We start from the raw sequence: 14,123 nt of genomic DNA, 5'->3' as shown, positions 1-14,123 counted from the left end.
AGTCGACCGAACGTTTCACTCCAGTTTCCCGCGGGCCGATCGTGCGGTGGCACACAGTGACATGACACGCCGGCTCGCCCGCGTCGAGGGGCGCTCGACGCGGGCGAGCCGCCATCCCAACCGCCCTGGTGGGCGGTCGCCGGGGTGGGCGCTGCCTGCCCGCCCCGGCGACCGCACTAGTTCAACGGGCCGTTGACCCAGGTCATGAGCGCGCTGTTGGCCCGCAGCTTCTGGAACCACTCCTCGGCGTTCGCCACCTCGGCGGGGTCGTAGCCGGCGGGCGGTGCCGGCGAGCTCTGCTCGATGTCGAGCGTGACCTCGTTGCGCCAGTAGAACGGGCTGGCCGCCGCGAACACCTTCGAGGTCAGGTCCTCCGGCGTCAGGAAGTCCGTGAACTGGGTGGCGAGGAGCTTCACCTGGTCCACCGGCAGGCTCCCGGACGAGGCGGTGTTCACCAGATCGGTGAGCTTGGGCGCCGCGCTGTCGAGGTTGCCGTCGATGTACCGGGAGGTCTTCAGGACGATGGCGAGGACCTTGAGCGCCAGCTCAGGGTTCTTGTCCAGCCAGGACTGGCTGGTCGTCCAGGTGTCGTAGGCGAGGCCGGCCGGGCCGAGCACCTCGTAGCCGCCAACGTTCACGTAGTCCTTCGGGTGGTCCAGCAGCAGCGCGCTCTGGATCGGCAGGCTGCCGGTGTAGTAGTCGCCCTCCCCGCTCTGGAAGGCGGCCGCGGCCTTGGCGTCGTCGGCGAAGTTGTTGACCTTGATCGACGTCGGGTCGATGCCCGCCGCCTGCAGGCCGGCCGCGATCGGCGCGAGGTTCTGCGAGCCGACGATGTCGAAGGTCTTGCCGACCCACGACTTCAGGACCGCCGTCTTCGCCGCTTCGGGCGTGGAGCCCCCCGCGACGAGATCGGAGTACACCGGCGGGCCGTCCTCCGTCCGCCCGACGAGGAAGAAGCCGAGGAACTGGTCGCGAATGATGTAGTTGCGCAGTGTCGGCGCGGTCTTCGCCAGCGGCACCAGGCCGCGGATCGTGCCCGCTCCCACATCCAGCTGGCCGGTCTGGATGGCCTGGTAGATGGCGTCGTTGGACGGCAGCGTCTTGAAGTCGAACCTGATGCCCTGCTCGGTGGCGAAGCCCAGCTGCTGCGCGAGCGGGAGCGTCTGGTTGTCGAGGAACGGGCCGATGCCGACCTTGACGGTCGTCAGGCCCGGCCCGGACGAGTCATCGGATGACGACGACGAGCAGGCCCCGAGAGCCACGGCCAGGAGGGCGGCGACGGCGACGGCTCCCCTACGCGGGCGCCACGGTCTTCTTGACATTTTTTCTCCTTTTCTTTCCTACTTTTTCGGTCTGTTTTGGGCAGGAGAGAGCCGCCCTGGGGCAGGCTGGGGGCAGGGTGGAACTCGGCGCCGCGGCGGCGGCGTGAGCCGTGCGGACCTATCGAGGGCGCGGTCGTACGCCACGGGCCGGCGCGATGTCCCGCCGGCTGGTTGGCCGCGGGTTTCCTAGTTCCCGCGGAAGGCCGCGTCCGCGGCGGCGGACTGCTGTTCCCGGGTGGTCCAGCCGGTGAGTGGCCGTTCCACGAGCACGATGACGCGGTCGAGGACGGTGGCGAGCAGCCCATAGAGGACGACGACGACCAGGATGCCGGCGGTGTCGATGTACTGCTCGCGCGTCATCATCAGGTAGCCCAGGCCGTTCTGGGACCCGATCAGCTCGGCCGCGACGTCGAGGCCCCAGGCCGCCACCGCCGAGAAACGCACCGCGCCGAGCAGGTGCGGGAAGATGCTCGGCACCACGATCGTGCGGTAGATGGCCCGGCGGGACGCTCCCATGGTCGCGGCGGCGCGGATATGCGTGGGGCTGACATTGCGCACGGCGTCGAGCGTCGTCACGCTCAGCACAACACTCGTCCCCATCGTGATCAGCGCGATCTGCGGCCCTCGGCCTATTCCGAACCACAGGAGAAACAGCGGGATCAGGGCGAACACCGGCGCCGGCCGGATGAAGTCGAGGACACCGCCGAACAGGTCACGCAACATCCGTGAGTACGCGAACACGAGGCCCATGCCGACGCCCAGCACAAGCCCCAGGCCATATCCGGTGAGCGTCATCCCGACGCTGGTGACAAGTGCCCCGGGCAGGGCGGCCCGCATGTCGACGAACGCGGACCACAGGGCCGACGGCGTCGGTAGATAGATCGCGCGGACGAGCCCGCCGTAGGAGACCGCGCACCAGGCCGCGACGAGCAGCGCGGGGACCAGCGAGCGGATGGCGACGCGGCGAGCCAGCCGGCGCGCGGCTCGCCCGATCCGCGACGCGGCGACCTCGGCGCCGGCTGGTCGCGACGCATCCGCCGCGGCGAGCGTCGGCGCGGTCCGCCGCGCCTCCGTGACCGGCAGGGCCGTGGCGGCCGTGGCGGCCGGCGGCCCGGCCGATGCCGCCGCCGGAGCCGTCGTCGCCGCCGCGGTCACGGCCGCGGCCGTCACCTGAGCCTGAGCCGGAGCTGCTGAGGCAGTGGGTACCGTCACGGCGCACCCGTCTCGTTGGCCGCCGCTTCCGCGGCCTCGACGAGCTGCCCGAGCACTCGGCGCAGCTCCTGGAAGGCGGGCGTCAGCTTCAGCTCCGGGGGGCGCGGCCGCGGCAGTGGTATCGCCAGCGTGTCGGCGACCCGGCCCGGATGGGGGGCGAGCACGACCACCCGGTCGGACACGTAGATCGCCTCCTCAAGGTCATGGGTGACGAACAGGACCGTCATCCGCGACCGCTCGAAGATCTCGTCGAACTCGGTCTGCAACCGCTGCTTGGTCATCATGTCGAGCGCGCCGTAGGGCTCGTCCATGAGCAGCACCGGCGGGTCGACGGCGAGCGCGCGGGCAATGTCGACCCGTTTGCGCATGCCACCGGACAGCTGCCGCGGCCACAGACCGGCGCTGGCCCGCAGTCCGACCAGGCCCAGTGCCTCGTCGACCAGTCGCTCCCGCTGCCGGCGTGGCACGCCGCGGACCTTGAGGCCGTATGCGACATTCGTCCGGACGCGCATCCACGGGAAGACCGCGTCGTCCTGGAATACCATCGCGCGCTCCGGCCCGGTCCCGGTGACGGCCCGGCCGTCGTACCGGACCTCGCCGCGCTCCGGCCGGACGAATCCCGCCACGGCGCCGAGCAACGTGGTCTTGCCGCAGCCGGACGGGCCGACCAGCGCGACGAACTCGTGTGGCTCCACGGCCAGGTCGATGTCGGCCAGGATCGTCCGCCCGCCGAGCCGGACGTGCAGCGAGCTCAGCTCCAGGCGTCCCGCGGGCGCGGCCGTCGAGCCCGCAGCCGGCGGGCCGGTGTCCAGCGGGCCCGGTACGCGGCTCATGTCAGCTCACCCCGGCGTGCTTCAGCGGCACGCCGCCGCGGCCGAGGCCGTCGGTGTTGACTCCCCGGTCCCAGTCGAACGGCAGCGGCCGGGCGTGGTGCATGGCGATCCAGAGTCGCAGCAGCAGCCGCCGCTGGGCGGGGTCGTCCGCGTCGTGGAACCGGGACCGGCCGTGCAGCACGCTGTAGTTGTTGACGACCATGAGATCGCCGGAGGTGAAGTCGACCTCCGCCCCGCCCTCCGCGGAGATCTCGTCGAAGACGTCCATCAGGCGGCGCTGCCGCGCCGTGAGCATTGGCACCCCGGGCGCGGTCTGTGCCCCCTCGATCATCTCTCGCGAGTAGCGGGTGCTGATCGACCTTCCGATGATCACACAGAGCCGGGTGAGGTAGAACGGGTCTTCACCCTCGGGCTGCTCCTCGTTGCGGTCGAACGCGAAGTAGTCCTCCAGCAGCGGCACGAGCAGCTCCGGCTCGCGCCGCGCGATCTCCCGGACGGTACGAGCCGAGCTGGAGATGAACGAGTTGCCGCCTGTGACGGCCTGGCGCACGCACATCAGGGCCAGCAGGTCCGATCCGTCGGTGTGGTGGCGCAACGGGTCGTTGGTGTCCTCGGGCTTCGTGTCGCGGCCTCGCCGGGGGTCGCGCAGGTCCCGCAGGTGGGCCAGGATCGTGCCGCCGCCCATCTGGTTGACGGGCCGACCGAGGCGACTGCCGATGGCCCAGAGCAGGTTCTCGTTGTAGGCGAGGTCGGCGTCATCGCGGCTCACCGGCAGGTTGCGCAGCCGCGCGATGCCGACGCCTCCTTCTAGCGAGCTCTCGCAGCGCTGGAAGAACGCGTCCAGGCCCTCGGTCACGGCGAGCCAGACACCTGGATACGGGTTGGCCCGCCAGTCACCGGTCGCGGCGCTGGCCACGCGCACCGCCTCGCGCAGCTGGTCCGCCTCGCCATCGGTCAGCGTGAGTTCCCAGCTGTCGCGGCGCGCTTGGAGGGCGGCCGCGTCCCAGCAGGCTGGGTCCTCGATCGTCGCGATGTACGCGGCGACCTTCGGCAACCCGGCGCTGCGGGTCGCGTCGAATGGAGCCGCAACCGTCATCGAGCCCCCTGCGAAACTTGGCATACCAACCTGGTATGCCAAGTTGGTATGCCAAGTGAAGACACCCTTGATGACGGCCCGCTTGCCCACCCGTTTCGGTGCGGTAAAAGACGCGCTCGGGCCGATCATGGCGACTCCGCTGGAGCAACACTGGTATGCCAGAATGGGAGCGGCGGTTCGAACCTGAGGATGATCGCGGAGATGCGCACGGTATGGACGACGAGCAAGCGGTGACCGACCAGCACGTGGGCGAGGACGTCCCCTGGCCCACGGAATCGCTGGCGGACAAGGTCTACCGGGAGATCCGCGATCGCATCATCGCCGGCACGTACGCGCAGGGATCACGCCTGCGGGAGCGGGAGATCGCCGACGCTCTCGGCGTGTCCCGCATACCTGTACGGGAGGCGCTGCCCCGCCTCCAGTCGGACGGCTTCATCACCACGTCGCCCCGGCGCGGGGCGACGGTCGCGGAGCTGACGATGCGCGACATCGAGGAGTTGTACGCCGTCCGGCTGGGCGTCGACGTCTACGGCACGCGGCTCGCCGCCCAGCGCGTGGCCGCCGGCGCGTCGCCGGCGGCCCTGGTCGCGGCGGTCGACGCGGCCGACGACGCGCTCGCGAGCGGCGACTTCGCGGCGATCATCGCGACGAATGCCGACATCCACGAGGCGATCATCGAGCTCGCCGAGAACTCGCTGCTGTCAGCCCTCATGCGCCCGGTTTCCGGGCGTGCTCGCTGGATCTCGCGGCTGTCCGCGCACCCCGACCCGCGCGTCGCGTGCCGCGAGCATCACGACCTTCGCGAGGCCATCTGCTCCGGCAACGCCGACCTCGCCGCGGCACTGGCCTACGCGCATATCGAGGGCGGGCGGGAGCCGACCCTGGAGGTTCTCAAGGGCATCTTGCTGCCCGGCTGACCTCACCGGCCACCACCAGCACCAGCCACCACCAGCAAGATCATGACGGCACACCGCGGCATCGGGGGTGCACCGCCCGCCGGTCCGGCCGGTATACCGGCGGGACCAGCGGGCGGGCGCCCGTTCGCGGGCCATCAGCCGAAGAAGACCTCGGCCTCGGCGTAGAGCTCCTCGGGGACGGTCTTGAGCTCGACGACGGCGTCGCGCAGCGGGACGAGCTCGATGCGGGTGCCACGCAGGGCGGTCATGACGCCGAAGTCGCCGTCGTGGACCGCATCGATCGCGTGCAGGCCGAACCGGGTCGCCAGCCACCGGTCAAACGCCGTCGGGGTGCCGCCGCGCTGGACGTGGCCGAGCACGGTCGCGCGCGACTCGTGGCCGGTCCTCGCCCTGATCTCGGCCTCCAGCAGGCCGGAGATGCCCTGCAACCGGACATGGCCGAAGGAGTCCAGCTCGCCCTCCTTGACCACCATCGTCCCCGCGAGCGGAGTGGCACCCTCGGCGACGACGATGATCGGCGCGTAGTGGGTGGCGAACCGGCTCTCGACGAAGGCACAGACCTTGTCGATGTCGAACGGTCGCTCCGGGATGAGGATCACGTTCGCACCGCCGGCCATGCCGCTGTGCAGCGCGATCCAGCCCGCGTGCCGGCCCATCACCTCGACGATGAGCACCCGGTGATGACTCTCCGCCGTGGTGTGCAGCCGGTCGATGGCCTCCATCGCGATGTTGACCGCGGTGTCGAAGCCGAACGTGTAGTCGGTGGCGGCCAGGTCGTTGTCGATCGTCTTGGGCACGCCCACGACCGGTACCCCGGCGTCGTCGTACAGACGGCTCGCGACGCCGAGAGTGTCCTCACCGCCGATCGCGATGAGCGCGTCGACCCCCAGCTCCGCGAGGTTCGCCTTGATCCGGTCGGACCCACCCGCGATGTTGTACGGGTTGGTCCGGCTGGAGCCGAGGATCGTGCCGCCGCGCGGCAGGATCCCGCGCACCGCCTGGATGTCGAGCACGCAGGTGTCGTTCTCCAGCGGCCCGCGCCACCCGTCGCGGAACCCGACGAAGTGATGCCCGTAGACCCCGATGYCCTTGCGCACGATCGCGCGGATCACCGCGTTGAGCCCGGGGCAGTCGCCGCCCCCCGTCAGCACACCGATCTTCACGGCCTTGGTCCTCCAACGGTCGACGAAGCCGATCGATGACGGAGCGTAAGACGAGGTGATGGCCATCACAAGGTCCACATACCGCCAACCGCCTGGTCGACAGCATCACATCCACGGCCGGCAGTGGTCTCGTCCGCAGAAGGCGGGTCGGGCCGTGTCCTTCGGCCCACATCGACGTCCCGACCAGCACTCGCGTCGCGGTGCCTTCTCCTACGAGGCGGCCGCCCGATGGGAGCGCAGCGGAGCAAGCACCCGCCAGCGGGCCAGGTTGTGGCGGGCGTCGACCAGCGCGTCGTGCGCGTCGGCCGGCGGCGCGGGCAGCCGCGGCTGACCTGTCTCGTCCCACAGCTGCCGCAGGTCACGGGTGAACCGTGGCAACGGCCGCGGCAGGGCCGGCATCATCCCGAAGAGCTGGCACAACACGACGTGGTCATAGGCGCCGTACCAGGCCCACAGCTCCGGCTCGCCGTCTGCGGTGAGGAAGGCGAGCAGGTCGTCGCGGATCCGGGCGCGCGAGCGCCACGCCGACGCTGACGGGGACGGCAGCTGATCGAGGACGTTGCGGCGCACCCACGGTCCCGCCCTCGTCGGATCGAACTCGGTGGAGACCGCGTAGAACTCCCGCTCCCCGTCCTCGCTCACCACCCCGATGCTGACCAGGTCGAGCCAGAAGTGGCCGCCGTCCAGCCGCTCGATGAACTCGGTGTCGTAGAAGTACCGGCCGCCACTCACTCCCCCAGTGAACCCGTTCCCTCTCCCCTCCGGTCGGGCGGGCCGCCGTTACGCCCGACACGACGAGAGGAGACGGGGRAAAGGCCCGTGCGCCGGTCACGACCGAGGTCGCTAGAGGGCCAATGGGCATGCAAAAATGATCTTCTTTCGCACAGCTGGAGGCCGTTGTCCCCAGGATCGCTAACGGCCATCGGCGAAGGTGGCGGGCGGCTGGGGCGAGTGGTAGTCGGGCACGAGCTCCTTCGCGAGATGCTCGAGGAAAAGGCCGGTGTCGGCCACGACGCCGAGGCCCTGCGAGGCCGCCCGGTCGGTCAGCGCGGCGACGGTCGCCGGGTTCATGTCGACGGCGGCCAGCGGCACCGACGCCGGCAGGATGTTGCCCGTCGCGACCGCGTGCAGCGCGGTCGCGATCATGATGGTGAAGCCGACGCCGCGCAGCGCGGCCCGCATCGCGCGCTGGCCGCTGAGCACGTCGGTGTGCACGTCCGGCAGCGGGCCGTCGTCGCGCACCGAGCCGACAAGCACGAACGTCTTGTTGRCCTTCACCATCGCGTGCATGACGCCCTGGGCGAGCACGCCCTGCTCGACGGCGGCGCGCACCGAGCCGGCCCGGCGGATCGTGTTGATCGCGCGGATGTGCTGCTCGTTGCCACGCTGCACGCGCTTGCTGCGCAGCGGGCCGATGCCGATCGGGTGGCCGTAGAGCGCCTGCTCGATGTCGAGGGTCGCCAGCGCGTTGCCGGCGAACAGCACGTCGACGTAACCAGCCTCGACGAGGGCGACCAGCGCGCCGCCGGCCCCGGAGCTGATCGCCGTCTGCCCGAGCACCCACAGCACCTGCTGGTTCTCGGCCTTGACCTCGCGGATCTGGCGGGCGATCGCGCTGACGAGCATCGCCTGCGGCTGGGTGGACCCGACGGGTGGCAGCGACATCGCGCCGAAGGTGCCGTAGGAGCGGGCCGAATGGGTGGAGTGGTCGGTCATCGGCAGCACGACCTTCACCCCGGACGACCCACACACGATCTTGTCCCCGGCGCGGACCTCGGCGACCGGCACCGTGCGGACCCGGCCGCCGGACACGACCAGGCCGCAGTCCATCTCGGGCTGCTCGACCGGCACCCACTGGCCGTCCAGATGAACGACGGTCTCCAGGTTGGTGGTGGCGTAGAAGTCGGAGGGGAACACGCCGTCGCGGTCCGCCGGGCGCAGCACGGCCTCGCCCGGGTCGACACGGTTGACGCCGTGAACCTGGATGCGCATGAGGATCCGCATGAGCAGGTCCTCGGTGTCCGCCCCGACCGTGATCACCGCATGGGACTCGTCGTCGTGCGTCCGGCCCAGGTCTATCCGGTCGACCCCGTAGTCACCGCCGTAGTCGAGCACGTCGTCGAGCACACGGGCGAGCACGCCCGTGTCCATCAGGTGCCCGTGGACCTCGACCTTCTCGTAGAAACGCACGCCGCCGTCCCTCCCTGTCCAGTTCGGCGGCGGTCCCGGCCCTGGACCGCCCGCCCCTCACCGCCCGCGCCGAACACCCGACCACCGGCCCGCCGTCCGCCCCACCCCGCCGTCGACCAGCCGCCCCCCAGGCGGCCGGCTCGCTCGCCGGCCACGTTTCGGACGATCATGCCGGTACGGCGCCGAGCGCGCCATCCCGCCAGGCGAGGTTCTTCCCTCGGTGTGGCGGGTATCCCCCCGCCCTGCCCATGACCCGCCCCGGCGGGCGGTGGCGCCCGCTCGTGGGCGGTATCCACCCAGCGTGACGCACGCCGGGCCGACGCGCCACGCTTGGGCACCGAGGCGGGCAGCGCGGTGGCGCCGTCCGCTCGAGCCCAACCAATCAGAGGACGGCGCCGTTGTCCGGCCCGTCGTCGTCGGTGGGAGGACGCTCACCCAGCCGCGCGACCAGCGCGCCGACGCCGCCCAGGATGAGCGCCACGCCGGTGATCTCGCCCGCGCCGCCCGTCGCCTGGCTGACCAGCGCGGGGACGACCAGGATCAGCACGCCGAGCGCGATCGCGCCGAGCGCGATCCCGGTGGCGGGCCTGACCCAGCCGGCCCTCGGCGGTGGCGGCGGGACATAGTGCACGTCCTCGTCCAGCAGGTCGTCCTCGTCACCCGACGCGGCACCGCCGCCGCCGGCGTCATCCGCGCGTCGCCCACCGGCGCCCTCGACCAGCCCGCGCCCGACGGCGTCGTCGAGCAGGTCACGGCCGCTTCGCCCACCCGGCCACCCGCCGGCACCGTCGGCGAGACCAGACGCCGGCGGCGCGGCGCCCGCCGGGTCGGGCGGAGCGCCGTTCTCGCCGCCATCCGCGGCGTCGTCGCCGGCCAGCCGGGCGGAGCCGGACGGCGACCGGACGTCCCCCGGCGCATCCGACCCGGGGGTGACATCCTCGGCCTCCGGCCAGGTGTGCTCCGCTGGCTCGTCGTCGAAGTGGGAGACCAGCTCGGCGAAGACGTCGTCGTCGGCCGGTTGGTCGGCGTCGCCGTCAGCCGGCCGCGGGCCGGGGTTGTCCGCCATGGTCGTCAGCCGTCGCCCTCGGCCACGACGACCGGCTCCACGCCGTCACCCGCGCCCTGGGCCGGGACGGCGACGAGCTGACGAACGAAGTCCAGGCTGCCCCGGAAGATCGTCTCCTTGTCGTTGTCGAGCGTGGCGACGTGGTAGCTGTCGGGCAGCAGCCGCTCGGTCACCGGCGCCGAGGTCACCCCGGCGAGCAGCCGTCTCCCGGAGCTGGGTTCGACCACATGATCGACGACGCTGCGGAACGTCAGAACCGGGCTCACGATCCGCCGCAGGTCCGGAACGGTGATCTTCCACAGTTCCCGCAGCGACACGAAGGCGCGCACGGAGACCCGGTCGTAGCCGATCTCGGCGACCCCGTCGGCCTTGACGTCGCTCGCGATCCCGGGGACCGACCGGCGGACCTTGGCCAGCAGTGGGGCGATCTTCGCGTCCCAGCGGTCGGTGCCGAGGCTCGGGTTGACGGTCACCGCGCCCGCCACCTCGGCGCCGCGCTCCTCGGCGAGCCGCAGCGCCAGCGTGCCACCCATCGACAGGCCCATCACGAAGACCTGGGAGCAGTGGGCGCGCAGGTCGCCGAAGGCCTCGTCGACCGCGCCGTACCAGTCACGCCAGCCGGTCACCGCGAGGTCCTGCCAGCGGGTGCCATGCCCGGGCAGCAACGGGCAGCGCACCGTCAGCCCGGCGGCGGCGAGGAACTCCCCCCACGGCCGCATGCTCTGGGGCGTGCCGGTGAACCCGTGTACCAGCAGCACGCCGATGTCACCCCCTCCACCCAGCTCGAAGGGCTCCGCGCCCGGCAGCACCGGGCCGGAGCTCGCCGCCGCGTCGGCGGACGCCGCCGTCGTACGTCCGGCACCAGCCATCTGATCCGCCTTCCCCCGTCAACGCGTCGTCCACCTAGAGGGCCAAAGGAGGTGCGAAGATGCTCTTCCTTCGCGCCTCCGGCAGCCCCTGCCCCAGAAACACCAGAGGGCCAAGGGAAGTGCRAAGATGCTCTTCCTTCGCGCTTCCGGCGGCCACCGTCCCCGGAGGCCTGGCGGGAACACACCAGTATCGGAATGCTCGCACGGCATCGCCGGCCAGACCACGGCCACCATCAGACCGGGTACGCCCGGCGTCGGATGCTTTGACCGGGTCGTGGGAGTGTCCCGGCGGTGGACCGGCGGTGACCGCGGGCTGGATGCGCCGGCGCCGGCGGCGGGGATTGCTCCCGGGCGTCGCCGCGGAAGGCTAGGGTCGATTCGACCATCGGGCGCGGCCACGGCGCGGCGGTGGCACCGTGATGCCGGGAGACCTCGCCGTCGGCGACCTTGACCGCGAGGCACGACGGTGGCGGGGAACCTCGGGAGTGGGGAACCGCGATATCGGGAACCACGGTGCGGACGGACCGTGGCGCAGGGTCCGGGCGCCGGGAGGGCAGGTGGCCGCGGCGCGGCCGAGCAGGGAGCTGGCGTGTTCTACTGGATGCTCAAGGTCATCCTGTCCCCGTTCCTGCGCACGTTCTACCGACCCTGGATCGAGGGCCTGGAGAACGTGCCGGCGGAGGGGCCGGCGATTCTGGCCGGCAACCACCTCTCCTTCCTGGACTCGATCTTTCTGCCGCTGATGCTTCCGCGGCGGGTGACGTTCCTGGCGAAGATCGACTACTTCACCGGCAGCGGGTTGAAGGGCACCGCGAAGCGGATGTTCTTCAGCGGCGTCGGGCAGCTGCCGATCGACCGCAGCGGCGGTAAGGCCAGCGACGCCGCGCTGCGCTCCGGGGTGCGCGTCCTGGGGCAGGGCAAGCTGCTCGGCATCTACCCCGAGGGCACCCGCTCGCCGGACGGCCGGCTCTACCGCGGCAAGATCGGCGTCGCCCGGATGGCCCTGGAAGCCAAGGTCCTGGTCGTGCCGGTGGCGATGTTCGGGACCTTCGAGGTGCAGCCGCAGGGCCGCACGATCCCGCGGATACGCCGGGTCGGGATGCGCATCGGCCGCCCGCTGGACTTCAGCCGCTACGAGGACATGGCTGATGACCGGTTCGTGCTGCGCTCGATCACCGACGAGATCATGTACGAGCTCATGCAGCTGTCCGGCCAGGAGTACGTCGACATGTATGCCCAGAAGGCCAAGGACGATCTCGCGGCCGCCCGCGCGGTCGCCACGGCCGAGGCCACCGGCACCGGCACYGGCACCGGCACCGGCACCGGCACGACGTCACCCGACGGCGCGGTCAAGCCAGCCAAGCCGGTCAAGCCGGTCAAGCCGGTCAAGCCGGCGAAGCTGGCCGGCACGCCCAAGCCAGCGAAGCTACTCAGGCCGGGCCGGGCAGGCACGTTCACCAAGCCGGGCAAGCTCACGAGTCCGCTCAGCGGGGCCGCGGCGGCGCCGGCGTCCGCGGCGGCGCTGGCGAACACCGCCGCCGCCGAGCACCCGCCGACGGAGATCCCGCCGTCGCCGCGCCCGCAGGGGCCGGACGTCGCCGCCGACCTGCCTCCCGACCCGCTCCAGCGCTGAGCTTCGCGACCATCCTGGCGCGCGGGCCGACCCGCCGCGACCCACCAGACCGCGAGACGGCGCACACGGCAGGATAGAGGACGTGGGGGCATATTTCTGGCCGGGTCGGGCAGCGGGGCAGGGCACCCGCCGGCTCACCGCCGGCGCGGTCCTGGCCGGCGTCCTGTTCGCGCTGACTCCGGCGTCGCCGCTGTCCGCGGCGACGGGAGCGCTCGCCGCCGGCGCCGCGACGCAGCCCCCCACCACGCCGTCCCACGCGCCGCCTGGGACCGTCACCAGGACCAACCAGTACCTGACCGACGCCCAGGGCCGGGTGCTGGTGGCGCACGGCCCGATGCTCACCGCCGGGGTGACCCCGGGCGAATCCGACCTGGATGCCTGGGTCGGCGCCGGTCTCAGCGCGGTGGGCGTGACGGTCGCGCTGACCTCCGCGGGCGGCTTCCCCGACTCACGGCCAGGCGCCGCCGCCACCACCGTGGGCGACCCCGGCCTCGCGCAGGCGGCGGGCGTCGTCCGCACTCTGACCGACCGGGGCTTCCGGGTGGTGCTGCGGGTGGTGCCAGCGGCCGGTGGCGGGACCGCGCCCGCGGCGACGCTGACGGCGGCGGTCAGCCGCCTGGCCGCGGCGTTTCGGGGCACCGGCGGTCTGGTCGGGTACGAGCTCACGGCCGCCGAGTCCGCGCGTGCCCCCGGCGTGGCGAACGCCGTCGTCGCCGCCGACCCGTTCCACCTGCTCTGGCGCGAGCGGCCCGCGCCGTTYGACCCGACGGCGACGGTCGCCGTGAACGACCCGGCCGGCTACCTGACCGGCCCGGCCGGCACCGGGGACGGCGCCGTCGCCGCGTTCGCCGCCGCCGCCGACGGCAACCAGATCGGCTGGTTCTACCCGGTCGGGGCCGGCGGCGCGGGCGGCCCCGTCGCCCTCCCCGCGGCGCTCGCCCGTCCTTACCCGATCGCCGTCGCGGGTGAGGTCTCCCAGTTCGGCGTCGACGGCGCCGGCACGTTCACCCTGCGCTACGGCACGACGCTGCCCGTCGGCAAGCCCGCGCCGGGTGGACTGCTCACCGCGGTCAGCCTGCCGGCCGCCGCCTACCCGACCGGCTACCAGGTCCAGGTGACCGGCGCGAAGGTGTTCTCCCGGCCTGGTTCGGCGCTGCTGTGCCTGGCCGCCGAACCCGGCGCCACGGCGGTCTCGCTCACGGTCACCCGGGCCCCGTCCGGCCAGGCGCCGGCCCCGCCGCCGGCGGCCGGGCCGGCGGCGTGCTCCGCGGTGGCGGCGCCCGCCGCCTCGGGGACGCCGGTCACCGCCCCCACGGCCGGCGGCGAGGCCAAGTCGTCGCGCTACGACGGCCCGCTGCTGTGGGCGCTGCCGCTGCTGGGCGCCGCGGGCATGGCTGTGGTGCTCGCCCTTCCGTTCCTGAAACTTCGCCGGTTGCGTGCCGGTTCCCGCGCCAGCGCGGTGGCCGGCCACGCCGACACGGACGACGACGGTCACGGCGATGACGGCTACGGCTTGGCCGACGTTGGCGACCCGGGCGCGGCGGGTGGCGGCGCCCTGGACCAGCTGTACTCCGGCTCCAGGTATGACTCCGGCTCCGGGCATGACTCCAGCTCCGCGTACGACCCCGACACCGCTTATGCCGGGCAGGGCGACGATCCGACGCGCGCCGGGCTGGAGACCGACGGCACGGCGGATGACTCGCCGTCCAAGCGGCCCGGCGCGGCCGGAGGCAAACACCGAGCCACCCGCCGGTAGCGCCCCGCCGGCCGCAAGCCCGCGGCGCACGGGCCGCGACGCCCTCTCGCGGCCCGTGCGCCGGCC

The 14,123-nt window shown here is 72.4% G+C and carries 12 protein-coding genes; 3 read left to right on the top strand and 9 right to left on the bottom strand.

Features of this window, described 5'->3' with window-relative positions; translation table 11 throughout:
- Positions 1-176: 176 nt before the first annotated feature.
- The 4 genes from BCD49_RS18240 to BCD49_RS18225 all read right to left on the bottom strand — a co-directional run bounded on the left by BCD49_RS18240 (position 177) and on the right by BCD49_RS18225 (position 4,463).
- Positions 177-1,322 carry an ABC transporter substrate-binding protein gene (locus BCD49_RS18240; RefSeq protein WP_007517877.1) on the bottom strand — a complete coding sequence of 382 codons (1,146 nt, stop codon included), beginning with the start codon at positions 1,320-1,322 and terminating at the stop codon, positions 177-179.
- A gap of 186 nt (positions 1,323-1,508) precedes the next feature.
- Complete coding sequence (locus tag BCD49_RS18235; RefSeq protein WP_007517879.1) at positions 1,509-2,492, bottom strand: ABC transporter permease; 984 nt, start codon at positions 2,490-2,492, stop codon at positions 1,509-1,511.
- A 38-nt stretch (positions 2,493-2,530) separates the two neighbouring features.
- Positions 2,531-3,367, bottom strand: a complete 837-nt coding sequence (locus BCD49_RS18230; RefSeq protein ID WP_007517880.1) for an ABC transporter ATP-binding protein — start codon at positions 3,365-3,367, stop codon at positions 2,531-2,533.
- Between the two features lies 1 nt (position 3,368).
- Positions 3,369-4,463 carry a TauD/TfdA family dioxygenase gene (locus tag BCD49_RS18225; RefSeq protein ID WP_027141327.1) on the bottom strand — a complete coding sequence of 365 codons (1,095 nt, stop codon included), beginning with the start codon at positions 4,461-4,463 and terminating at the stop codon, positions 3,369-3,371.
- Between the two features lie 212 nt (positions 4,464-4,675).
- On the opposite strand from BCD49_RS18225, the gene BCD49_RS18220 reads away from it, so the two are divergent.
- Entirely contained in the window at positions 4,676-5,380 is a 705-nt protein-coding gene (locus BCD49_RS18220; protein WP_106410603.1) for a GntR family transcriptional regulator, read from the top strand.
- A gap of 134 nt (positions 5,381-5,514) precedes the next feature.
- Here BCD49_RS18220 and BCD49_RS18215 read toward each other — a convergent pair whose 3' ends face one another.
- The 5 genes from BCD49_RS18215 to BCD49_RS18195 form a co-directional block, all read right to left on the bottom strand.
- Entirely contained in the window at positions 5,515-6,543 is a 1,029-nt protein-coding gene (locus tag BCD49_RS18215; RefSeq protein ID WP_071041747.1) for a 6-phosphofructokinase, read from the bottom strand.
- Between the two features lie 210 nt (positions 6,544-6,753).
- Positions 6,754-7,275, bottom strand: a complete 522-nt coding sequence (locus tag BCD49_RS18210; protein ID WP_007517888.1) for a polyadenylate-specific 3'-exoribonuclease AS — start codon at positions 7,273-7,275, stop codon at positions 6,754-6,756.
- 180 nt (positions 7,276-7,455) lie between these two features.
- On the bottom strand, positions 7,456-8,733 hold the full coding sequence (locus tag BCD49_RS18205) for an ornithine cyclodeaminase family domain (protein ID WP_071041716.1): 1,278 nt from the start codon (positions 8,731-8,733) through the stop codon (positions 7,456-7,458).
- 382 nt (positions 8,734-9,115) lie between these two features.
- Complete coding sequence (locus BCD49_RS18200) at positions 9,116-9,799, bottom strand: hypothetical protein (RefSeq protein ID WP_007517892.1); 684 nt, start codon at positions 9,797-9,799, stop codon at positions 9,116-9,118.
- 5 nt (positions 9,800-9,804) lie between these two features.
- Positions 9,805-10,668 (bottom strand): alpha/beta hydrolase, encoded by an 864-nt coding sequence (locus tag BCD49_RS18195; protein ID WP_007517894.1) that lies wholly within the window; start codon positions 10,666-10,668, stop codon positions 9,805-9,807.
- A gap of 526 nt (positions 10,669-11,194) precedes the next feature.
- Between BCD49_RS18195 and BCD49_RS45095 the strand changes: the two genes are divergently transcribed.
- Together BCD49_RS45095 and BCD49_RS43600 are read left to right on the top strand one after the other, a co-directional pair.
- Complete coding sequence (locus BCD49_RS45095; RefSeq protein WP_241832351.1) at positions 11,195-12,301, top strand: lysophospholipid acyltransferase family protein; 1,107 nt, start codon at positions 11,195-11,197, stop codon at positions 12,299-12,301.
- A gap of 82 nt (positions 12,302-12,383) precedes the next feature.
- Entirely contained in the window at positions 12,384-14,057 is a 1,674-nt protein-coding gene (locus BCD49_RS43600) for a hypothetical protein (RefSeq protein WP_071041715.1), read from the top strand.
- Positions 14,058-14,123 lie beyond the last annotated feature (66 nt).

Origin of the sequence: Pseudofrankia sp. EUN1h (assembly GCF_001854645.1) — a bacterium.
Taxonomy (GTDB): domain Bacteria; phylum Actinomycetota; class Actinomycetes; order Frankiales; family Frankiaceae; genus Pseudofrankia; species Pseudofrankia saprophytica.
The sequence above is the reverse complement of the archived record's forward strand: the minus strand, read 5'-3'. Positions and strand labels throughout refer to the sequence as shown.